This is a genomic window from Natrinema longum (assembly GCF_017352095.1).
Taxonomy (GTDB): Archaea; Halobacteriota; Halobacteria; order Halobacteriales; family Natrialbaceae; genus Natrinema; species Natrinema longum.
In genome coordinates this window covers 813049-833357 of sequence record NZ_CP071463.1, presented here as the reverse complement: position 1 = coordinate 833357, position 20309 = coordinate 813049, and the positions used below count along the sequence as shown (strand labels likewise).

The window sequence follows — 20309 nt, the reverse complement described above, 5'->3', positions numbered from 1 at the left end:
ACCGTATCAGCGGTTGCGACGTTTAAGAGCGCGTCGGTACTCACCGTGTGGATCGGTCGGATCCAGCGGTGCCGGGGCGCTGTTTACCGTCTCCGCACCACACGACGGGCAGGTCGCAGAAAGGGAATACACCGGACGGTCGTGGGCCTCGCGCCACGCCGAACACACCCGGATGTCGGATTTCATTACTCGTCGTCGGTGCGGCGTTCGCGGTGGTACTTGCCGCTGCCTCCGTGACCGTCGATCGCGGCGATCGCCCGGTCGGCACTCGCCTCGAGTTGTGATTCGGCGGTCTTGTAGTTGGGTGCCTGCACCTCGATGCGGTACTCGGGCGCGCCGACGTAGCTCACTTCGAGGTCGACTTCCTCGGGTACGTCGCCGTTGCCCTCGGCAGCCTCTAAGGCCTCGCGAATGCCGTCGACGCCGCTTGGCGACGGGTTCTCGAGGTCGACGTAGCCGGTGACGTTGACGTAAGGCACCGAGACGTTCTCGCGAGCCGTTTCGACGATCGCGTCGATCTCGTCGTCGTCGAGATCGGTGTCCTCGAGGGCTTCCTCGCCGTGGATCGCGGCCTGCTTGAAGCCCTCGTAGAGTCCGCCGTGGATGGCGATCAGTTCGTTGGCGATGGCGGTGTAGTCCTCGTCGGCGATCTCCTCGCCGAAGGCCAGTTCCATCCAGTTGTCGGCCTTCTGCTCGTTCTTCCACTCCTGGATCTTGTCGGAGCGCTGGTGGTCGTTGACGTCCTTCAGGGAGAGGTCGATCTGCTGGGACCCCTTGTCGACATCCAAGACCTTACAGACGGCGATCTGGCCTTCGCGGACGTGGTCGCGGACGTTCTTGATCCACCCGCTCGCGACTTCCGAGATGTGGATCAGACCGCGTTTGTCCTCGTACTCCTCGAGATCGACGAAGACGCCGAAGTCCTCGATTTCGTCGATCTTGCCGACGACGAGTTCGCCGGGATCGGGCCAGCCGCTGTACTTCATCGTGACTCGACTGTCTCGAGGATCTCGTGTTCGATCTCGGCTTTGCCGCCGGTCGGTCGAACGAGCGTCGTCCCACAGACGGCGCAGGCGACCTCCGAGGAGGCCTTGCCGAAGACGGTCTGTTCGTTCTCGCAGTCACTGCATCGAACGCTGTAGAAATTTCCTGCCATTGGTATCACTCCTGGAACTCGAGTCGGCCGGCGCGCCATCCCTCGCGGAGGTGGGCCTTGCCGCATTCGCTGCAGCGGTACTTGAGGTCGGTCTTCTTGGTCGGCTTCTCGCCGCCGGGCACTTTCGAGAAGCGACCGGAGTTCCCGATGGTCGAACTGTTGCGTCGGGTTCGGCGAGCGTCCCACTTCATGCCGCTCGAGCGGCCGGTTCGGGACTTCTCGACTTCGTGTTCGTGGTGTTCGTTGCAGTGCGGACAGTACGTATTGAATCGGCGTGGCATCTGCATGGTTATCTCACTTGCTGTGGGCTAAGATAGCGCTGTTTAAAAAGCGTTTGATCGGCGGTTTCCACCGCCCGAGTCGCGGGACGACGGCCGGGGTCTCCGAAGCGTTTAATCCGCTCTCCTGTGAATCACCGGCCATGAAGCAGCTCATCATCCACGGCGATCCCGGGATTCGCAACGGGGCCATCATCCGATACGAGGCCGACGAGGGGGAGGCGGAGGTGGTCTGTTTCGGGATCAACAGAAACGGCGACTATCACGGTCCGGATCGGGTCCAGCTGTGGTGTACCGTCGGTCGCGAGGACGAGTACGAGGACTACGAGAAGCGAAACTTCACGCCCCACTTCCTCGACGTCGACCGCGTCGACGCCGCGGACGTCGAGGTCGTCCGGGCGAAGAGCGATCTCGCGATCTAGCTCGACGGTTCTCGGACGGCGTCCGTTTCTGGCCATCGGCGACGCCACTGAGCGGACAGCGAGCCCGGCAACCGACATCGATTCGTGTCACCAATGAGTGATTCCCTGTCAGAGGCGGTCCGGACGCGAGCACGCGCGTTGCTCTCGACGACGCGGTTTGGCCAGTTCGCCGGCGTCGGGACGGTCGGAGCGACCGTCGACAACGTGGTGCTCGTGGTGCTGGTCGAAGCGACGGTCCTCGGGCCGGTCGTCGCCAAGGTACTCTCCTGGGAACTCGGAATCGCGATCATTTTCGCGATCAACGAACGCTGGACGTTCGCGGAGTACGGGACGGGTGGTGTCCGGTCGTTGGGCCGCCGATTCCTGCGGTCGAACCTGGTCCGATTCGGCGGGTTTCTGGTAACGCTTGGGGTGCTCGCCGTGCTCGTCAGACGGTTCGACATCTGGTACGTGGCCGCGAACGTGATCGGGATCGGCGTCGGCTTCTTCGTCAACTACACCTGTGAGAGTCTCTACACCTGGCAGGTCCACCAGGAGTAGCGGTAGAAACCCGCATACGGCACCCGAATCACAACCCTTAACTAGCACACTCGGGTATGATGTGGTAGCGGGATGGGATAGCCAGGAGATTCCGGCGGGCTCATAACCCGCAGACCGGTAGTTCAAATCTACCTCCCGCTACTTTTCACGAATTCAATGGCGAACGAGGAGTGTAGCGACGAGTGAGCCCTGAACTCGTGAAAATACGACGGGTAGATTTGACCGAGAGAAGACACACACAGCGAACGAAGTGAGCGAGTCCGTCTTCGCGTAGTTCAAATCTACCTCCCGCTATGTTTTGGCGCGAACAAATCCGTGAGCGTCATCCATAGCATCTGAACCAGGGAGCAACTTCGCTGCGACCGTGGTTCAAATCTACTTCCCGATACTTTTCGAGGCGAACAACAACGAGGAACGGAATGAAACGGCTCACGGAGCCGTCTACGAGTCCGCAGCGAGATAGTCACGCAGCCGTCGTCCCTGTGGATAGGTGAACGTCACCGTTCCGTGCAGGATCGACGGCGTCGAGAGCGGCTCGACGGGTGCGAACTCCTGAAATCGCGATCCCTCGGGGAACTCGAAGTCGACGCGGTCGACCTCGGCCTCGTATAGCTCGCTGACGAAGGGGATCGGGAACTCGAGCAGTTCGCTGACCTGTGCCCGGCCGCCCGCCGGGTCCGGGAACTGCCGGTGTGCGTAGTAGTGGAGGTGGCCGGTGAGCGTGTCGATCTGGTCGTCACCGACGCTCGCTTCGGCCTCGATGACGGGCTCGCCGTCGACCGAGAGCGTCGAGACGAGTTCGTCGCCGTCCTCGTCCCAGGAACACGACCCGTCGAGAGCTGGAATACCGCCGTTCTCGCGGGTGTAGCGCTGCATCTGCGCCGAGTCACTCCAGTAGCCGACCCAGAACCGGCCGGGGACGGGAACCTCACCCTGTGCAGTACTGATCGCGCGGCTGTCCTGATCGGCGACTTCTACCGTCAGGTAGGTGAGCGTGTACGGATCGAGGTGACTCGTCCGGTCGGCCGACGGCACCTGATACATGTTCAACTGGACGAGCGTGTTCGGGTGGGGCTCGAGTCCGGGCGGCAGCGCGGCCTCGAGGACGTCGGGGTCGGCCTCGTAGCCGACGATGAGCATTCGAGCGTTCTTGATCAGCTGTGGCGGCGAGACGGCCGTTCCGTCCGGCATTCCGGTGTACGTCTCGGGATCGAATTGATGGTCACTCATGGCTGAACTGTTACTTGTTCGCTTCAACGCCGAAGTCCTCGGGCGCGAAGACCTCGGGAACCGGTTCGTCTCGGACGCCGCGGATGTCGTCGAGGACGGGCTTGATGTAGGCCCGGAACAGCTCCGGACGCTCGCTCATCGGGAAGTGACCCGTCGCCGTCATCTCGTGGGCGGTCGCGCCGTCGCCGATGGCCGCGGCGGCCTCGCGGGCGTCGTCGGGGTTGGTCAGGTAGTCGTACTCGCCGTTCATGAGGTACATCCGGACCTGCGTGGCGTCGATGTCGTCGGCGGAGTCGCGATAGTCGTGGTCCATCGAGTAGTAGTGGAGGTCTCCCTTGAGGACGCCGTTGGCACCCTGTTCGTACAGGTACAGCGTTTCGCGGCGTGCCCACTCCGGTCCGTGGGGGGCCATCAGCCCCCACGTCGCGTGGGAGTTGACGTCGTTCGCGTTGACGTGTGGGTGATCGAGCCACTGGATGTAGAAGCCGGGCGTGAACAGCCCCGCCTCGAGACCGATCAGCGCCCGGAACCGCTCGGGGTACCAGTCGGCCAGTTCGAGCGTGATCGTCCCGCCCATGCTCGAGCCGACGAACACGGGGTCCTCGAGTTCGAGCGCGTCGGCGATCGAGACGATGGTGTCGGTAAACCGCTCGGCGGTGAGGTCGTACTGGTCGGCCCACCAGGATTCGCTCGACGGCGGCACCGATTTCCCGTGGCGGGGCAGGTCGTAGGCGACCACCCGGAAGTGCTCCGTTATTTCGGGGTCGTTCAGCACGTGCCGCCACTGCTGGTTGTTACAGCCCGCCGTGTGCTGACAGAGCAGCGGGATGCCGTCTTCGGGGCCGGCCGCCTCGTAGTAGATGCGGTGGTCGACGCCGTCGAGGTCGACGGTGACGTACTGGCCCGTGATGGGCTCGTTTGTCGCCTCCTGTGGCCGATTGGTGCCCTCAGTACGCGGTTCGCCGCCGTTGTGTGCGGTCCGCATCAGGTCGAGTGTCCGCTGGAACGCCCGGAAGTTCTGGAAGATCTTCTTGTGGTTGCCGATCAGGTCGAAGTAGCCCTCTTCGCCTTTGACCGCGGTCCGGTAGAAGGAGGCGAATACCTCGTTGTGGTGAGCCGCCGGCACCTCGCTGACGAACTCCTCCCAGGCCTCCTGCGGTCCGACGACGCCGAACGACCACGCGTCGTCCAGCCCCGGCGTCCGAACGTCCTGTATCTCGCCGCCCTGCATCTCGAGCAGGAAGTGCTCGTCACCGATCCCGACGAGGAAGTCGTCGTCGAACGCGTCCCTGCCGTGTCGTTTCAGTTCCGGATCCGCGTTGACGATCTCTCGATACTCGCTCCACCACGCGTCGCTGGCCAGCGTGTTGTCTGCCATCGCTCGGTCTTCGGTCTCCACCCTAATAGTGTAGTATGGTAACTATCCACTATATTGGTGGGACCCGTGCCGCCGCTGTACCGGCTCTCGGAACGGAGAGGGGTGACTCACTCCACGATCTCGATTTCGGTTCGATCGACGAGTCCGCGAGCGCTGGCGTCCGCGCGGGTAACACCGACGTCGATGGTGTAGGTTCCGGGATCGACGGGCACCCACTCGTCGTCGGCGACCCGGATCCGCTGGGGCCACCGGCGACGGAAGCGTTTCCGTTCGTTTCGTGCGAACGAAAAGATCGCGGGTCGGTCGGGAACGGCCCGCGGGACCTGGGAGGCTTCGCGAAGCCCGTCGACCCGCCACCGCCAGCGGTTCGGCGACTCGGTCCGGATCCGGACGGGGATCGGGAGGCGATTCCGAAACTCGATGCGGAGTTCGACTGGGTCACCGGGTTCGTACCGGCGTCTCTCCGTCGAGACGGTGACGTCGATCGCCCGGTGGCGAACTGCCGTCGGGGTGACCGCGTGGCTGAACGCCGCCCAGTCGATCGTTCGAGCGGTTGGCTCGTCGTCCTCGAGGCCACCGGGGGCGAACGGCTCGTCGTCCGCGCGCTCGAGCGCGCGAGACTGGTAGATCCGTCTCATCGTCGTCCCTCTCGAGTGGGGCCGTCTCCCCCGCCCCGGTCGTCGCCCTCGAATCGCTCGTCGAACCGATGGCAGGCGATCGGGTGCTGGGCTGCCCCCGCGGCCAGTTCCGGCTCGGTCGTTTCGCAGGGCGTCTCGAACGCTTCGGCGAGACGCCGTCGTGCGGCCTCGAGATCGCCGTCCATCGCGGGCTCGAGGGCGTTCGTGAAGGCGGCCTCCGCGTTCGGGTCGGAGAGCCGCCGGGGAATCCCGGTCGCGTCCCGGAGCGCTGCCGATCGGTCCTCGGGGCCGTCGGCTCTCGAGTACAGTGCGTCGAGGCCCGCGTCCGCATTCGCCTCGGCGAGTCGGGTTCGAAGCGCCATGATCGAACGGACGGTCTCACCATCGATATCGTACGCCGCCGGCGGGACGAGCTGCGGACAGCGCGTGTGGAACCGACACCCGGAGGGGGGATCCGTCGGCGATGGCACCGACCCCTCGAGGACGATCCGGTCGCCCTCCCAGCAGGGATCGGGTTCGGGAATCGCCGACAACAGCGCCTCGGTATAGGGATGTGACGGATCGTCGAAGACCTCGGGGGTCGTCCCGGTTTCGACGATCTCGCCGAGATACATGACGGCGACCCGGTCGGCGATGTGTTCGACGACGGAGAGATCGTGGGCGATAAACAGATAGGAGAGTCCGAACTCCGCTTGCAGGTCGGAAAGCAGGTTGAGGATCCGCGCTTGCACCGAGACGTCGAGTGCCGAAACCGGTTCGTCACAGACGACGAATTCGGGTTCGACGGCGAGTGCACGCGCGATGGCGATCCGCTGGCGCTGGCCCCCCGAGAACTCGCGTGGGTACCGAGTCGCGTGGTCGGCCTGCAACCCGACCGTCTCGAGCAACTCGCGCACGCGCGCGTCACGTTCCCCTGAAGGAACGATGTCGTGAACTGCGAGCGCCTCGCCGACGATCTCGTCGACCGTCAGTTGTGGGTTCAGGCTCGCCATCGGGTTCTGGAAGAGATATTGAATCTCGGTCCGCAACGCCCGGCGTTCCGACCGGGAGCGGTCGGCGAGTTCGGTCCCGCGATAGGAGATCGTCCCGTCAGTTGGCTCGAGCAGTCCGACGAGCGCTCGGCCAAGCGTCGTCTTCCCGCAGCCGCTCTCGCCGACGAGCCCGAGCGTCTCCCCCTCGCGGATCTCGAGGTCGACGCCGTCGACCGCCCGGACCGTCTCGCCGCGGCCGAGCAGCCGATCGAGGATCCCGTCGGTCGACGAATAGTATTTCTCGAGCCCCTCGGCTCGGACGAGTGTCTCGTCGCTCGTCGCCGTCATCCCGACTCACCTCGCCGTTCCGGGTCGGGATCGATTCCGCCGCCCTCGTCTCGGACCTGAACGTCGTAGTCCAGCCCCTCCTCGAGGTCGCCGGTGTACTCGAGGCAGGCGGCGAGGTGCGTCTCGGGACCGGCGTCGGCGGCTGGCGTTCCCGAGTCGGTCTCGACGAGCGGCGGCGCGCGTCTGGCACACGCCGTCTCGGCGTAGGGACAGCGCGGGTGGAACCGGCAGCCGGTCGGCGGATCGACGAGGGATGGCGTCGTTCCGGGCACCGTCGTGAGACGCTCGCTGTCGTCGCCCAGTCGGGGGATCGAGGCCAGCAACCCGACGGTGTAGGGGTGTTTCGGATCGTAGTACAGCGCTTCGACCGGTGCGCGCTCGACGATTTCGCCGGCGTACTGGACGACCACCCGGTCACATAACTCGGCGACGATCCCCAGGTCGTGGGTGACCAGCTGGATCGCCGTCTCGGACTCCCGGGCGAGGTCGTCGAGCAACTCGAGGATGCCGGCCTGGACGGTGACGTCGAGCCCGGTGGTCGGCTCGTCACAGACGAGCAAGGCGGGATCGCAGGACAGCGCCATCGCGATGACGACTCGCTGTTGCATTCCCCCCGAGAACTCGTGGGGGTAGTCCGCGTACCGCGTCGCCGGGTTCGGGATGCCGACCCGCTCGAGAAGATCGATCGCCCGCTCGCGGGCCTGGGTGTCGGTAACGTCGTCGTGGGCACGAACCGCTTCGGCGATCTGTTCGCCGACCGTGTAGACCGGGTCGAGCGCCGCCTCGGCGTCCTGGAAAACCATCGCGATCTCGTTGCCCCGAATCGCTCTGAGCTCCTCGGCCGAGCACTCCCGGACGTCCCGTCCCTGAAATCGGATCTCGCCGCTCACGATCTCGCCGGGTGCCTGGATCAGGCGAAGCAACGCGAGGCTGGCGACGCTCTTGCCGGCCCCGCTCTCGCCGACCAGCCCGACCGTCTCGCCCGCCCGGATCTCGTAGCTGATCCCGTCGACCGCCCGAACCACGCCGTCATCGGTGTAAAACTGGACGACGAGATCCTCGACCTCGAGCAGCGCCATCAGCGCATCCGCCTCCGGTCGTCGCTGCCGTCTCGACCCGGATCGAGCGCGTCGTTGATCCCGTCCCCGACGAGGTTGATCGCCAGCACGAACAGGAAGATCGCCGCACCCGGGAAGACGGTAACGTGCCAGTACCCCTGCACGAGCGTGTCACGACCTCGCGAGAGCATCGCACCCCACTCCGCGCTCCCGGGCTCGAGACCGAGGCCGAGAAAGCCAAGCGCCGCTGCCGTGAGGACGACCGTGCCGACGTTGAGCGTCGCCTGCACGACGACCGGCGCGATCGCGTTCGGCACGACGTGTCTGTGAATGATCCGCCGATCCGGGACGCCGAGCGCTCTGGCAGCCGTGACGTACTCGCGTTCCCGCACGGAGAGGATTTCGCCGCGTAACAGTCGAGCGTAGCTGAGCCAGCCGGTGATCCCGAGTGCGATCACCACCGTCCAGATACCCCCGTCGAGGATCGGCACCGGCTCGAGGATCGGGACGATCGCGATCGCCAGGACCAGAAACGGGAAGGCGTACAGCACGTCGACGAGTCGCATGATGACTTCGTCGACCCAGCCGCCGAAATAGCCCGCGATCGCACCCAGGGGGATCCCGATACACAGCGCCACCGCGACGGCGACGAGGCCGATGCCGAGGGTGTAGCGGCCGCCGACGAGTACGCGGGCGAACTGATCGCGTCCCGCCCAGTCGGTTCCGAACGGATGCGACCAGGAGGGGGGCGCGTTCGCCGGCCCGACGAACGGTTCGTGGGGGTCGTGGGGAGCCAGCGCGAACGGCTGGAGCGTGAGCGTGTACTCCGCCGTCGACACCTCGATCGGCCGGCCGAAGATCGCAAGCGCTGCCATCACGCCGAGCACGACCAGCCCACCCATCGCCGCACGATTCTGCCGGAACCGAACCCATGCGTTCTCGAGGCGACCGCGTCCCGGTTCCGTCGAGTCTGTCTCGCTCGTCGCTGCCGTCGCCGTCGCCGAACGCGACGCCGCATCGTCGAAGCCGACGATACGGATCTGGCCGCGTTCGGTGGTGGATTGTCGGTCACTCATAGTTCAGTATCGGATGCGTGGATCGAGTACCGCGTAGACGATGTCGACGAGGAGGTTCGCGAGGACGATCGTGACGCCGATGAGCAAGACCCCGGCCTGGATGACCGGATAGTCTCGCTGCAGGATCGATCGGACCAGCAGCCGTCCCATGCCGGGCCAGGAAAAGATCTGTTCGACGACGACCGCACCGTCGATCAGGAACGCCAACTGGATCCCAGTGACCGTCACGACCGGCAACAAAGCGTTTCGCAGCACGTGTTTCAGGATCACGGTTCGCTCACGTAATCCCTTCGCGCGTGCGGCTCGAACGTACGCCGCGTCGAGTTCCCGTCGCATCGACGATCGAAGCAATCGCGTGACGAACGCGGCCGAGGCCGTTCCGAGCGTGAGCGTCGGTAAAATCATGAATTTCGCCATCGCGAGACTCACGAGCGGCGCGTCGGGAGGAATAACCCGGAACCAGCCCAACCGGACGCTAAAGACCAGCAACAAGACGAGTCCGAGCCAGAAGTTCGGCGTCGCGATGCCCGCGAGTGCAGCGAGCCGACTCAGTTCGTCGGCCGGCTCGCCCTGTCTGACCGCGGCGACGATACCGGCCGGAACGCCGATGGCGAGCGCGAGCAGCCACGCAGCCCCGCCGAGCGCGAGCGTCGCGGGAAGTCGCCGGCCGATCGTCGCCGCGACGCGTCGGCCGGTGATCGGAGACCGCCCGAACTCGAGGCTGAGGGCGTCCCACAGCCACAGCAGGTACTGCTTCCAAACCGGTCGGTCGAGGCGATACTCGGCTCGAATCGACGCTTCGGTCCCGGGTGCGACGTCTCGGTACCCGACGATCGCGTCGACCGCATCGCCCGGCAGGACGTGGACGAACGAGAACGTCAGCGCCGTAACGCCCACGAGGACCGGAACGGTGACCAACAGCCGTTTGCAGACGTATCTGCCGAGCGACATTAATCGTGATTAGTTCTGACGGACGTATTCGTCGGCGATCGTCTCCTGGAACGTCTCGTCGCTGTACGCTTCGAGCAGCGGCGAGATCGGCGTATAAGCCAGCTGACCGACCCCGTCGTAGACGGTCTCGAGCGTTTCCGTACGCGGGAGCAACATGTTACAGCCCCGGCGAACCTTCGCGCTCGTAAACGGCGCTCGGTAACAGGGATAGATCACCATATCGAACCCGCCGCCGATGTGGCGACCGACGCCGTACGCGCCGTCGCTTTCGAACTCGGATACGTTTGCCGACGGGAGACCGTAACTGAAGTCGATGTTGCCGGCCTCGAGTGCGGCCTGTCTGGACGCCGTCTCCGTGATGATCTCGAGCGTGACGGTTTCGACCGGTGCCGTCGACGGAACCGTGTCGTCTCCCTCGAACCAGTGATCGTCGAACCGTTCCAGTCGCCAGTGGCTGCCGCTGTCGTAGTCGCCAAATCGGTAGGGGCCGGTTCCGACCGGCTCCGACTCGAGGTCGTGCTCGCCGTCGATCGCCGCCATCGGGACGATCGGGACGTTGAAAAGCGCCGTCTCGAGGGGCCCATACTCCCGCCAGCACTCGATGTCGATGGTGTGATCGTCGACGATCTCGCTTCCCTCGTACCAGTCGTAGACGTCCGTTTCCCGGAGCGTGCCCTCGTAGCGTTCGAACGAGCCCGCGACGTGTGCTGCGGTGAGTTCCTCGCCGTTGTGAAACTGGACGCCCTCCCTGAGGTGCATCCGAACGGTCGTCCCGTCGAGTCGTTCCCAGTCGGTGGCCAACAACGGCTGGCTCTCGCCGTCGAAATCGACGGCGACGAGTCCCTCGTAGACCAGTGCCGTCGCGTGACTGGACACGGTGTCGGTCATCGAGACCGGATCGGTCGTCGCGATGTCGCTCCCGAGATCACCGACGAACTCGCTGCCGTCGTCGAGTTCCGTGTAGGTCCCGGCCCAGGGGGCGTACACGGCGTAGTACGCGCCCGGCTCGAGGGGATACGTCTGCCAGCCGCTGACGGTGTCGGCGTCCCAGACGTGGGTGGATTCGCTAAACCGAACGAACGATATCGGCGAGTCAGCAACCAGGGTTTCCTGTAGTCGCCGGTAGATGGCGATCCGTTCGTCGGGGTCCGTTTCCACGAGGCCCGCGTCGATGCCGTCGTCGACGGCCTCGTTTGCGTAGTGGCCGACGTTGAACCCGTTGGGGGTATGGTTGTCCGAGTGAAACAGCATATTGACGTAGCTGTCCGGGTCCCACCCGCCAGTCCAACTCGCGACGAACATGGCGTTTACGTCCCTGGCGGCCGCGTTCCGCATCAGATCGACGTGCGATCGGAACTCCTGACTGTCGATCGAGACGTCGAAAAAGCCCGTTCCATCGAGTGTCGCCTTGAACAGTTGTGCGAACTGCTCTCGCTCGTCGTCCTCGGTGATGGCGATCGTCGTCCGGAACGGCGGTTCGACCCCCGTCTCCGCGAACCCCGCTTTGATCAACTTCTCGGCGTCCCCCTCCGCTTTGGTCCCGTCGTTGGAACGGATACAGCCGGCCAGTCCACCGATCCCGGCCGCGCCGACTCCCCGCAAAACCGAACGCCGACGGTACCCTCGTCCCCCCAGTCCGACACTATTCCCTGCCATAGCCGTGTGGTTCAGATCCTGCCACTATATTCCTTGTGCTGAATCGACCCGACTCGGTCGGGAAATCGCCTTCTCTGTCCCGGAGACGGCATCTTTTTTCACCGACTACTCAAAGCACAATAATACTCCATCCGTGAAACTATGTCGACGGGGAATCCGCCTCGGTTCCGGGCTGGTTACTGGTCGCCTTCCTCGTCGATGATGACGACCTCGCCGTCGACGACGTCGACGTTGATCAGCGTCTTGACGTCGTAGCCGGCGTCGTCGACCTTGTTTTCGCCGCCGACCTTCTTGATGACTGCGACCGTATCGACGACTTCGGCACCGATCTCGCCGAGCGCGTCGAGGACCGCCGCGAGCGTGCCACCCGTCGAGAGGACGTCGTCGAGCACGAGCACGCGCTCGCCCTCGCGGACGTCGTTGATGTACATCTGGTTCTCCGAGTAGCCCGTCTTCTGGGCGATCGCGACCTCGTCGTCGAGGCCGTACTGGCGCTTGCGGATGACGGTCAGCGGAATGTCGGTCATCAGCGAGACGGCAGTCGAGATGTGAATCCCCATCGCTGCGGGGGTGACGATCCGGTCGACTTCCTCGAGTTCCGCCTTGCGGATGATTCGGATGACGATCTCGCGCAACAGGGTCGGATCCAGCTTCGGGACGCCGTCGCTGATGGGGTGAACGAAGTAATGGTATCCGTTCTTCTCGATGATCGGAGCCTCGAGGAGAGACTGCTTTAGTTGATCCATGTCGACGGTCGGAGGGTAAGGGAGTAAAAGTTGACGATACGACCGGGGCGCACGGAGCAATCCCGTCCGTCACTCGATCATTCCGTCAGTCGTCGGTGCCGTAGCTGAGTTCGGGCGGCTGATCGCCGTGTCCCAGCCGCATGTTCCGCTCGTGGTAGATGTGTGCAACTGCGGTAATCGTGACCGTCGCCGCGATAATGGCCATCCAGACCAGGTTCGACAGGTACGTCAGCGGATAGATATCCAGCCACAGCGCGGCAACGAGCGCGCAACTGATCGCACCTAGCGAGAGGTACAACTCTCGCCACGCGAACTCTCGGCCGGGGACGATCTCGAGATAGACGCTGATGTCTCGCGTTCGCTCGGTCACCGTGATGACGCCCGCATCGGAGTCGAAGCGAAGGATCCCCGACGAGTCCATCTTCGGGAGATGCGTCTGCTGGAGAGTCGTGTAGACTCGCTTGCGCTGTTCGGGCGTCACGCCATCGAGCGTCGTCTCGTACTCCCAGGCGGCGACCTGCTGAGCGAGATCGCCGAGTTCGACCGGCCGCTCGTCTTGCTTGAGATACTGGAGGACGTAGCGCCGTCGCTGGTTCCGCAGGAGTTCGAATATCTCCCCTTTGGAGAGCCGTTCGTCCGCGTCATCATCCACGTCGGCCTCGCCACCCGCGTCGGCCTCGTCACCCTCGACCCCATCGTCGGCGTGCTGTTGTTGCGCCACGGTAATCACCTCGAGACACCGGCTACGGCCACTACTGTGGTCGTGTTCGAATCCAGTCGGACACCCATTAGTTCAGTCGAATGAACCCCACCCATATAACTCTCCTGACGGACTCGTCGCTGTATTAGTCCGCCGTCATCTCTGATTCGAGTATCGTTGCGATCGAATCGGCGATCTCCCCGCCCAGTCCCGCTTTCGTCCCCTCGTAGCGGGCGGCGTCGTTCGCGTGGACCAGCAGGGCGCTCGTCCGCTCTGCACCCATCACGCTCGCGTCGTTGGCGACGACGAAGGCCAGCTCGGCCCGCTCGAGCGTTTTTCTCGCCTGCTCGATCATCGCTGTCTCGTCGCCGGACGTTTCGGCTTTGAACCCGACGATCGGCAGATCGGGGTCTTGGGAACGAATCTCGTCGATGAGTTTCGGCGTCGGCTCGAGCGCGAGCGTGAGCTCCTGTCCCGAGCGGATCTTCTCGTCGCTTTCCGCGACCGTGTAGTCGCTGATCGCCGCCGCCGAGACGAGCGCATCCGCGTCCTCGCAGGCTGCGCTGGTGGCCGCGAGCATCTCGCGGGCGCTCTCGACCTCCCTGACGGTGGCGTAGGGAACGTCCGGACCGTCCTGGACGAGCGTCACGTCCGCGCCGCGAACGTAGCAGGCTTTCGCCACGGCCCGTCCCATCGTCCCCGACGAGCGGTTCGTCAGCACACGGACCGGGTCGATCGACTCGCTGGTCGCACCGCTGGTGACCACGACGTGGGCTCCCTCGAGGGAACGGTCGCCGGCCGTGCGGGCGACGTCACAGACGATCGCCTCCTCGCTTGCGATCTTGGCCTTCCCCTCCTCGACGCGTGGATCGACGAACTCGACGCCCCACTCCTCGACGGTCTCGATGGCCTCGAGCACGCCGGGATGGTCGTACATCGGCTCGTGCATCGCAGGGGCGACGACCATCGGCGTCCCGGCTCCCAGCGCGGTCGTCGCACACGTCGTCACGGTCGTATCGTCGATCGCACTCGCGATCTTGCCGACGGTGTTCGCGGTCGCGGGCGCAACGAGGAAGACGTCGGCCCAGCCGTCGTTCCCACAGAGTTCGACGTGTTCGACGCTCCCGGTAATCTCGGTGACGACCTCGTTCTCGGTCGCGAACTCGACGGCCCACGGGTGGACGATCCCCCGTGCGCTGTCGCTCATCACTCCGCGGACGTCGGCCCCCTGCCGTCGCAACTCGTGGGCCAGTTCGACCGTCTTGACGGCCGCGATCGACCCCGTGATCCCGAGTGCGACGTTGACTCCCTCGAGCATGTGGGCGTCACTTCGGATTGGGACCCTTTAGGGTTACTGTCGGTTGAAATGGCAATCGGGGACGGCGACGCCTCGAGTGCCGGCAATCTCTCGGCGGAACCACCGATCGAGGCCGTCTCGGAGGCGGTGAAACGATTGACACACTGATCGCACGCTGTCTTCGATCAGGCGTGCGATGATTTCAGCCGCCACCATAGATGATAGGAAGCGAACACGTCCCCGTAAACTGTTTGTTGCTGTGATTGTAACTCGAACCAATGGGAATTCGTCAGGTCCAACCGGGTGAGCGAGGGGTGTCAGCGGTGATCGGAACGGTGTTGCTCATCGGAATCGTGACGCTAGTGATGGCCGTTCTCGCGGCAGCCCTTCTCGGTGTCGGACTCTTCGATCAACAGCCCGACGCGGAGCTCTCCTATCAGGAACATACGGATAAGGTCGTCGTCGGTCTGACCGACGTTCGAGACCTGTCGGCCGGCGAAACCGAAATCAAACTCGAGGGTGAGGGGAGCTGTGGGTTCTGGGACGGCAGCGGCGAACTCGAAAAAGGGGACGTGACGACGCTCGAGAGCAGTGACTGTCCAGACTCGCTCGAACAAGGGGACGTGTTACAGGTGATTGGCGGGAACGTGTTGCTCGGGACGTACGAACTGCGGGGCCAGTACCCCGATTACGGGTGTACAACGTTCAAGAGTAAATTCAACAACGGCAACCAAATCGACGTCGAAACCGGCGGTATCGTTTCGTGTGACTTCACCGACCCCGACGGAACCGAACTGAACAACGGATTGAAAGTGAACAACCAAACGACGGTGGTCGGTGAGGTAAACGTTAGCAAGACATCCCGGATCGAAGTAGACGGGGGCAAAATTATCGGGGACGTCGAGACCGGAAAAGACGCCGATATCAAGGACGATAGCGTCGTCGACGGCACTGTGTCGGCCGACGAGAGCGTTTATGTCCGGGACTCGAGCAAAATCACTGGTTCGGTCGATGCCGGTGATTCCGTAGATGTTGACCAGGACGCAACGGTCAATGGACCGATCGATAGTAGCGATTACGTCGCGCTCGATGAACGCGCCTTCGTCGGCGGCGCGATCGAGTCCGACGACGAAGTGACGCTCGCCAAGGATGCGGTCGTGGAAGGTGGTGTGGCTGCCGACCGTGAAGTTACGATCGGAAATTCGGCTGAAATCGACGGGACGGTCGAATCCGGATACGACGTCTCGTTGGAGCAAGACAGTCTCGCCGATAGCGAAGTCGAGTTGACTGGGTCCGGTCGTACATTGGAACTCAGCGATGGCGCGACGATAAGCGGGACCGTCTCCGCGGCTGATAACGACGTAACGCTCAAAGGAGATGCGAAAATCAGCGGCGACGTTACAGGTGACACGGTGACCTGTAAGGATTCCTCGACGGTCGAGGGAACCGTCACCGCAGGCACTAACAACGGCTGCTGAACGGCGGGTACCTTACTTCCCCTCGACACTCGGATGCATCGTCGGTTCCTCGTCTAGCGGCTCGGAAAACGCCTCGAGCATGCGCGCTCTCGCCCGTTCGTCGCGCTCGAGTCGCTCGTCCTCGCCGATCTCTTCACAGCCCGGCGGCACCTCGCGGCCGCGGCCGGTGAAGTAGCCCTCGGGGGTGACCCAGTCGTGATAGAAGTTCGCGTCCGAATCGTGAACGACCGCGAGGCCGACCGTCGCCCCGTGGCCGGCCGCGACGATCGCCTGATGGGGCTCGTCCGCGAGTCGGCCCGCAGCGTAGACCCCGTCGACGGCCGTCCGGCCTGCCTCGTCGACCGAGACGAAGTGTTTGCTCCCACGCTTGATCCGACCGACGTCCAGCGGAACGAGATACTCGCTGTCGGGCCACGACGCCGCGATCACCCGCCGGGCCTCGAGTGGATCGCCACCCGCCGTCTCGAGGACGAACCCCGCCTCGAGAGCCGTCTCGTCGATCGGCTCGGTGCTCGTCACTCGCCCGAGTTCGAACTCGGAACCCGCTGTTCGGGCCTGCTCGCGGGTCAATCGCAGATACCGGCGGGCGTCGACCCCGTCCGGAAAGCCGGGGTAGTTCTCGAGGCTGGCGTTCCGCGCGAGGATGGACTCCCCACCGTCGCCGGACTGCGTCCGGCTGCTCGGGGGACTTCGTCCCCCGGCGTCGACGACGATGGTATCCAGTCCCGCACGGGCGGTAAAGATCGAGGCGGCGAGGCCGGCGACGCCCCCGCCGACGATACAGACGTCTCGCATGGGTCGTGGTTTGCCAGCGCCCGTATAGAAGGTTGCCGTCGCTGGGCCCCGACCGCCAGCCCATGCCCGCCCACGTCGACCTGGGTACCTCAACCCTTTTATTACCGCTGTTCGTTGACTGGGACATGAGCGAAGACGAGGGCACGAACACGTCCGCCCAGGGTGTCCCGTCCGAGGAGGAATCCGACGACGGCGAAGCGGCCGACGTGAACTCCGCGGAATCGACGGCTGGGGAATCGGACCCGAGCCCCGAAACCGACGATTCGAGTTCGGAACCGCCCGCGCCGGCTGCCGACTCGAGCGTCGACACGGCCGGGGGTGCCGAGGCGGAAGCGACGGATGAACCGACGCCAGCCGACGACGCGTCCGGTGACGGACCCGAAACTGGCGAGGACGTCCAGCGAGTGCTCGATCGAGTCACCGAGTACGACGACGAACTCGCTCACAAGGTCAACTCGATCGTCGAGGAAGCCCAAGCACTCAACGGGACCGTCGCCCACCAACGCGAGGAACTCGAGGATCTCACGGAACGCATCGAGTCCCAGGCCGAGACCATCGGCGAACTCCAGGACGAACTCGAGGAGTACGAGCAGGCACTGACCGACCGCGACGACCGACTCGAGGAGTACGAAGCCGAGGTCGAGGACCTGAAGAGCCGGCTCAAACGCAAGCAAGCGGACTTCCAGAACTACAAGAAGCGTGCGAAAAAGCGCCAACAGCAGATCAAAGACCGCGCCGCCGAGGACCTCGTCGAACGGCTCATCGGCGTCCGCGACAACCTGAAACGCGCACTCGAGGAGGACAGCGGCGATGCCGAGAGCTTGCGGGAGGGCGTCGAGATGACCCTCCGGGAGTTCGACCGCATCCTCGAGGACGAGAACGTCTCCGAGATCGATCCCCAGCCGGGTACCGAAACCGACCCGCAGCGCCACGAGGTCATGATGCAGGTCGACAGCGACCAGCCCGAAGGGACGATCGCGGACGTGTACACGCCCGGCTACGAGATGGGCGACAAGGTCATCCAGAACGCGCAAGTGACCGTCTCGAACGGCGAACACGCCGACTCGGGTGGGGACGAGGACGCTGCTGAATCGGCCGACCACGCCGGCGGTGCTGGGACCGACGACGATACGGCCGACGAGGACGACGCGGCGATCGAACTCGGCGGCGAAGTCGACAGCGACGAGAGCGTCGACACCCCGGCGGACGAAACGGACGACTGATAGTCACAGTACGGCTCTCCGATTCTCGCCGACGAAGCGGATATCGTAGCCACTGAAGCGATTGACACACTGACCGCAGGCCGTCGTGCGGTCAGGTGTACATTGACTTTCAGTGGCTACGATGGTGCGATCGAATGCGGTTCCGACCCGACGGCTTTTGCTCGATCGTTCCCACGTTCGCGGACTACCGGTTGCACCGGTTCGAATTCGAACGGCTGTTCTGTTACGAATATTAACACTTATGCTTTCGAGGAAAAACGTCGAGATATGAAGCCCCTGGCTGCGTTTTTCGCCCTCTCCGTGGCCGTCCTTTGTGGGCTCGCCGCCCTCCTGGTTCTCCCGCTGCTCGAGTACGTACTGGCCGCCGGCTTGTTCGCAGTCGTCCTCCGGCCAGCGTACGACCGACTCGAGCCATGGCTCGGTTCGCGGATCGCTGCCCTCGTTTTGACTGGGAGTACTGTCACTGCCGGGATCGTCCCGCTGGTTCTCATCTCGCTGGTCGTCCACCGGTCGGCCGTCTCGGCGATCGAGTCGGTCGACGGCAGCCAACTCCTCGCGAACGGCTACGAGATCGCTCGAGAGGACCTCGGCGTCTCCGACGAGTCGATCGCTGCCGTCGAGGCTGCCGTCCGATCGGAACTCGACGGGACGCTCTCGAACGCCGTGGAGCTGACGCTGGCCCGGGCGGTCGATATCGTGGCGATCGGAATCGACGTCGTCGTCGGGATGGTCGTCCTCGTCGCCCTGCTGTACTATTTGTTGGTCGACGGTCCAGCGCTCGTCGACTGGCTGCGGACGGTCACACCGCTCGAGTCACGAGTGCTCGAGGCCCTGTTCACGGAGGTCCACGGCGTCATCTGGGCGGTTCTCCGCAGTCACGTGTTCGTCGCGATCGTCCAGGGCATACTCGGTGGGGCGGGACTCGCGTTGCTCGGCGTCCCGTACGCGACCACGCTGGCAGCGATCCTCGTGTTCGCCGCGTTTCTCCCGACGATCGGCGTCTGGCTCGTCTGGGGACCGGTGACGCTCGCTCACGGGGCTGCGAGCGATCCCGTGCGCGGCGTTCTCCTGTTGGGATACGGGATCGGTGTCCTCACCGTTGCCGACAGCTACCTCCGGGCCGTTCTGGTCAACTGGGGGTCCGACCTTCATCCGGCGCTTGCATTGCTCGGCGTCATCGGCGGTCTTTCCCTGTTCGGGGTGATCGGCCTGTTCGTCGGACCCGTCGTGCTCGCGGTCCTCAAAGCCACCGTGACGGTTTTCTATCGAACCGAGCGATTCGGTCCGGAGGGGGGCTCCAGTCTCGAGCGAGCGAACGCGTTCGCGGAAACGGAGTAATCGCTGCCCAAACGGGGACCGCCTCGCGTAGTCGACCACGCTTTCCCTCGGCTCACTGGAATCGGTCCCACGAGTGTATAACAGAGTCGGACGGACCACTAGTGGCGGTCCACGCCTCCACTGGAGGGTCGAATCACGTGGTGTGATTCGATTCGACCCTGCAGTCGACGGGTGAAACGGTACTAGGCGCCAGTCCTCCGGTCGGTTTCCGCGCTCCGGGATTCGGATTGGATGCCCCGGTAGGCCAGTGCGGCCCCGACCACGAACACGAGCGTTGCGAGGTAGATGGGGCCGAGATGTGTCACCCAGTTGTGAGCGAAGAGATCGCCGTAGTGCATGGGGAGTGCGATTGCCAACCCGACGACGGCAGCGACGATCGCCGTCGTCCACGCCCACAGTTGCCCGCTCCGGACGCCGTACCACGCAAGCGCCGTGATGGCGATCCCGGTGGCAATGATAAACCCCGCAGTAGCGACGTGGAGGTGGTTGATATAGTGTACGACGGCTGGATCGACCGCGTTGAGATCCGCCGGGGTGACCCCGTTCAGGGTTGCGACACCGAGTTCGAAGCCGGTGCCGAAGAACGTTCTCGCGAGGAAGACGATCCCGTAGCCGACGAAGGCGATGCCCGCAAGCGCCATCAGGAGCGAGCCGATCCGTCCTCCCCGTTCGAGTTCCTGACCGGTCTCGTGGTCCGTCGGTGATCGATCGACGCTCATTCGCCCGTCCCGGTTTCGACCTCGACCTCGGTTACGTGCTGGTCGTCGATTTCCTCGAGGGAGTACTCTTGGCCGTGTTGTTCTTTGACGTGTTCGCGCGCGATCTCCAGCAGGCGATCCTTGTCGTCTTCCTCGGTACGCATGCGGAAGACACACCCGGAAACGGCTGTATCACACGCGACTTGTAGTGCTGTCCTCCTCTCTTCGGATTGTACGTCGTTCGTCATGGTTTCGTTCCCCGCTCGGCGAGAGAGGATACGGGACGGAAGGTTGTGTAAGCACCTAGTGATATCTGTGCAGTCGCTGTCAGT

The 20309-nt window shown here is 64.2% G+C and carries 23 protein-coding genes and 1 tRNA gene; 6 read left to right on the top strand and 18 right to left on the bottom strand.

Translation table 11 applies throughout. From position 1 onward, the window contains the following. Positions 1-6: 6 nt before the first annotated feature. Genes J0X27_RS04080 through J0X27_RS04065 form a run of 4 tightly spaced genes read right to left on the bottom strand, consistent with a single transcriptional unit; the run spans position 7 to position 1443 of the window. A complete protein-coding gene (locus tag J0X27_RS04080) occupies positions 7-186 on the bottom strand; it encodes an RNA-protein complex protein Nop10 (protein ID WP_097378456.1) in 180 nt (59 codons plus the stop codon). Next, a complete protein-coding gene (locus J0X27_RS04075; RefSeq protein WP_207271173.1) occupies positions 186-986 on the bottom strand; it encodes a translation initiation factor IF-2 subunit alpha in 801 nt (266 codons plus the stop codon). The genes J0X27_RS04080 and J0X27_RS04075 overlap by 1 nt, the downstream gene beginning before the upstream one ends. Continuing rightward, positions 983-1156: a 30S ribosomal protein S27e gene (locus J0X27_RS04070; protein ID WP_097378458.1), complete on the bottom strand. Its 174-nt coding sequence runs from the start codon at positions 1154-1156 to the stop codon at positions 983-985. The genes J0X27_RS04075 and J0X27_RS04070 overlap by 4 nt, the downstream gene beginning before the upstream one ends. Before the next feature lie 5 nt (positions 1157-1161). Then, a complete protein-coding gene (locus J0X27_RS04065) occupies positions 1162-1443 on the bottom strand; it encodes a 50S ribosomal protein L44e (protein WP_097378459.1) in 282 nt (93 codons plus the stop codon). A gap of 134 nt (positions 1444-1577) precedes the next feature. Here J0X27_RS04065 and J0X27_RS04060 point away from each other — a divergent pair, with 134 nt between their 5' ends. The 3 genes from J0X27_RS04060 (at position 1578) to J0X27_RS04050 (ending at position 2537) form a co-directional block, all read left to right on the top strand. Then, a complete protein-coding gene (locus J0X27_RS04060) occupies positions 1578-1856 on the top strand; it encodes an HAH_0734 family protein (RefSeq protein WP_207271172.1) in 279 nt (92 codons plus the stop codon). Positions 1857-1949: 93 nt separating this feature from the next. Then, complete coding sequence (locus J0X27_RS04055; protein ID WP_207271171.1) at positions 1950-2396, top strand: GtrA family protein; 447 nt, start codon at positions 1950-1952, stop codon at positions 2394-2396. 66 nt (positions 2397-2462) lie between these two features. Continuing rightward, positions 2463-2537, top strand: a tRNA-Met gene (locus J0X27_RS04050). A gap of 300 nt (positions 2538-2837) precedes the next feature. Here the strand turns inward: J0X27_RS04050 and J0X27_RS04045 are convergent. The 11 genes from J0X27_RS04045 to coaBC form a co-directional block, all read right to left on the bottom strand. Then, entirely contained in the window at positions 2838-3626 is a 789-nt protein-coding gene (locus J0X27_RS04045) for an acetoacetate decarboxylase family protein (RefSeq protein ID WP_207271170.1), read from the bottom strand. A gap of 10 nt (positions 3627-3636) precedes the next feature. Beyond that, a complete protein-coding gene (locus J0X27_RS04040) occupies positions 3637-5004 on the bottom strand; it encodes an alpha/beta fold hydrolase (RefSeq protein WP_207271169.1) in 1368 nt (455 codons plus the stop codon). 107 nt (positions 5005-5111) lie between these two features. Continuing rightward, the gene (locus J0X27_RS04035; protein WP_207271168.1) at positions 5112-5642 is read right to left on the bottom strand and encodes a DUF7974 family protein; all 531 of its coding nucleotides are present in this window, start codon (positions 5640-5642) and stop codon (positions 5112-5114) included. After that, positions 5639-6961 (bottom strand): ABC transporter ATP-binding protein, encoded by a 1323-nt coding sequence (locus tag J0X27_RS04030; protein ID WP_207271167.1) that lies wholly within the window; start codon positions 6959-6961, stop codon positions 5639-5641. Before J0X27_RS04030 ends, J0X27_RS04035 begins: the two co-directional genes overlap by 4 nt. Next, positions 6958-8040 carry an ABC transporter ATP-binding protein gene (locus J0X27_RS04025; protein WP_207271166.1) on the bottom strand — a complete coding sequence of 361 codons (1083 nt, stop codon included), beginning with the start codon at positions 8038-8040 and terminating at the stop codon, positions 6958-6960. Before J0X27_RS04025 ends, J0X27_RS04030 begins: the two co-directional genes overlap by 4 nt. After that, positions 8040-9095 (bottom strand): ABC transporter permease, encoded by a 1056-nt coding sequence (locus tag J0X27_RS04020; protein WP_207271165.1) that lies wholly within the window; start codon positions 9093-9095, stop codon positions 8040-8042. Before J0X27_RS04020 ends, J0X27_RS04025 begins: the two co-directional genes overlap by 1 nt. A gap of 3 nt (positions 9096-9098) precedes the next feature. Then, a complete protein-coding gene (locus tag J0X27_RS04015) occupies positions 9099-10046 on the bottom strand; it encodes an ABC transporter permease (protein ID WP_207271164.1) in 948 nt (315 codons plus the stop codon). A 9-nt stretch (positions 10047-10055) separates the two neighbouring features. After that, positions 10056-11702, bottom strand: coding sequence for an ABC transporter substrate-binding protein (locus J0X27_RS04010; protein WP_207271163.1), 1647 nt, complete (start codon positions 11700-11702; stop codon positions 10056-10058). Between the two features lie 176 nt (positions 11703-11878). Then, the gene (gene hpt, locus J0X27_RS04005; protein WP_207271162.1) at positions 11879-12448 is read right to left on the bottom strand and encodes a hypoxanthine/guanine phosphoribosyltransferase; all 570 of its coding nucleotides are present in this window, start codon (positions 12446-12448) and stop codon (positions 11879-11881) included. An 85-nt stretch (positions 12449-12533) separates the two neighbouring features. After that, on the bottom strand, positions 12534-13178 hold the full coding sequence (locus J0X27_RS04000) for a DUF7344 domain-containing protein (protein ID WP_425491938.1): 645 nt from the start codon (positions 13176-13178) through the stop codon (positions 12534-12536). A 115-nt stretch (positions 13179-13293) separates the two neighbouring features. Then, a complete protein-coding gene (gene coaBC / locus J0X27_RS03995) occupies positions 13294-14466 on the bottom strand; it encodes a bifunctional phosphopantothenoylcysteine decarboxylase/phosphopantothenate--cysteine ligase CoaBC (RefSeq protein WP_207271161.1) in 1173 nt (390 codons plus the stop codon). 257 nt (positions 14467-14723) lie between these two features. Between coaBC and J0X27_RS03990 the strand changes: the two genes are divergently transcribed. Then, on the top strand, positions 14724-15923 hold the full coding sequence (locus J0X27_RS03990) for a polymer-forming cytoskeletal protein (protein WP_207271160.1): 1200 nt from the start codon (positions 14724-14726) through the stop codon (positions 15921-15923). 12 nt (positions 15924-15935) lie between these two features. On the opposite strand, the gene J0X27_RS03985 is transcribed toward J0X27_RS03990, so the two are convergent. Beyond that, a complete protein-coding gene (locus J0X27_RS03985; RefSeq protein ID WP_207271159.1) occupies positions 15936-16718 on the bottom strand; it encodes an NAD(P)/FAD-dependent oxidoreductase in 783 nt (260 codons plus the stop codon). Positions 16719-16843: 125 nt separating this feature from the next. Between J0X27_RS03985 and J0X27_RS03980 the strand changes: the two genes are divergently transcribed. After that, complete coding sequence (locus tag J0X27_RS03980) at positions 16844-17941, top strand: nucleotide exchange factor GrpE (RefSeq protein ID WP_207271158.1); 1098 nt, start codon at positions 16844-16846, stop codon at positions 17939-17941. Between the two features lie 267 nt (positions 17942-18208). After that, positions 18209-19279 carry an AI-2E family transporter gene (locus tag J0X27_RS03975; RefSeq protein WP_207271157.1) on the top strand — a complete coding sequence of 357 codons (1071 nt, stop codon included), beginning with the start codon at positions 18209-18211 and terminating at the stop codon, positions 19277-19279. Positions 19280-19461: 182 nt separating this feature from the next. On the opposite strand, the gene J0X27_RS03970 is transcribed toward J0X27_RS03975, so the two are convergent. Continuing rightward, positions 19462-19998, bottom strand: a complete 537-nt coding sequence (locus tag J0X27_RS03970; protein ID WP_207271156.1) for a hypothetical protein — start codon at positions 19996-19998, stop codon at positions 19462-19464. Continuing rightward, positions 19995-20225, bottom strand: a complete 231-nt coding sequence (locus tag J0X27_RS03965; protein ID WP_207271155.1) for a DUF1059 domain-containing protein — start codon at positions 20223-20225, stop codon at positions 19995-19997. Before J0X27_RS03965 ends, J0X27_RS03970 begins: the two co-directional genes overlap by 4 nt. Between the last annotated feature and the right edge of the window lie 84 nt (positions 20226-20309).

Coding starts and splice junctions, on each gene's coding strand:
- J0X27_RS04080 (WP_097378456.1), bottom strand. CDS start 186: ATGAAATCCGACATCCGGGTGTGTTCGGCGTGGCGCGAGGCCCACGAC.
- J0X27_RS04075 (WP_207271173.1), bottom strand. CDS start 986: ATGAAGTACAGCGGCTGGCCCGATCCCGGCGAACTCGTCGTCGGCAAG.
- J0X27_RS04070 (WP_097378458.1), bottom strand. CDS start 1,156: ATGGCAGGAAATTTCTACAGCGTTCGATGCAGTGACTGCGAGAACGAA.
- J0X27_RS04065 (WP_097378459.1), bottom strand. CDS start 1,443: ATGCAGATGCCACGCCGATTCAATACGTACTGTCCGCACTGCAACGAA.
- J0X27_RS04060 (WP_207271172.1), top strand. CDS start 1,578: ATGAAGCAGCTCATCATCCACGGCGATCCCGGGATTCGCAACGGGGCC.
- J0X27_RS04055 (WP_207271171.1), top strand. CDS start 1,950: ATGAGTGATTCCCTGTCAGAGGCGGTCCGGACGCGAGCACGCGCGTTG.
- J0X27_RS04045 (WP_207271170.1), bottom strand. CDS start 3,626: ATGAGTGACCATCAATTCGATCCCGAGACGTACACCGGAATGCCGGAC.
- J0X27_RS04040 (WP_207271169.1), bottom strand. CDS start 5,004: ATGGCAGACAACACGCTGGCCAGCGACGCGTGGTGGAGCGAGTATCGA.
- J0X27_RS04035 (WP_207271168.1), bottom strand. CDS start 5,642: ATGAGACGGATCTACCAGTCTCGCGCGCTCGAGCGCGCGGACGACGAG.
- J0X27_RS04030 (WP_207271167.1), bottom strand. CDS start 6,961: ATGACGGCGACGAGCGACGAGACACTCGTCCGAGCCGAGGGGCTCGAG.
- J0X27_RS04025 (WP_207271166.1), bottom strand. CDS start 8,040: ATGGCGCTGCTCGAGGTCGAGGATCTCGTCGTCCAGTTTTACACCGAT.
- J0X27_RS04020 (WP_207271165.1), bottom strand. CDS start 9,095: ATGAGTGACCGACAATCCACCACCGAACGCGGCCAGATCCGTATCGTC.
- J0X27_RS04015 (WP_207271164.1), bottom strand. CDS start 10,046: ATGTCGCTCGGCAGATACGTCTGCAAACGGCTGTTGGTCACCGTTCCG.
- J0X27_RS04010 (WP_207271163.1), bottom strand. CDS start 11,702: ATGGCAGGGAATAGTGTCGGACTGGGGGGACGAGGGTACCGTCGGCGT.
- hpt (WP_207271162.1), bottom strand. CDS start 12,448: ATGGATCAACTAAAGCAGTCTCTCCTCGAGGCTCCGATCATCGAGAAG.
- coaBC (WP_207271161.1), bottom strand. CDS start 14,466: ATGCTCGAGGGAGTCAACGTCGCACTCGGGATCACGGGGTCGATCGCG.
- J0X27_RS03990 (WP_207271160.1), top strand. CDS start 14,724: ATGGGAATTCGTCAGGTCCAACCGGGTGAGCGAGGGGTGTCAGCGGTG.
- J0X27_RS03985 (WP_207271159.1), bottom strand. CDS start 16,718: ATGCGAGACGTCTGTATCGTCGGCGGGGGCGTCGCCGGCCTCGCCGCC.
- J0X27_RS03980 (WP_207271158.1), top strand. CDS start 16,844: ATGAGCGAAGACGAGGGCACGAACACGTCCGCCCAGGGTGTCCCGTCC.
- J0X27_RS03975 (WP_207271157.1), top strand. CDS start 18,209: ATGAAGCCCCTGGCTGCGTTTTTCGCCCTCTCCGTGGCCGTCCTTTGT.
- J0X27_RS03970 (WP_207271156.1), bottom strand. CDS start 19,998: ATGAGCGTCGATCGATCACCGACGGACCACGAGACCGGTCAGGAACTC.
- J0X27_RS03965 (WP_207271155.1), bottom strand. CDS start 20,225: ATGACGAACGACGTACAATCCGAAGAGAGGAGGACAGCACTACAAGTC.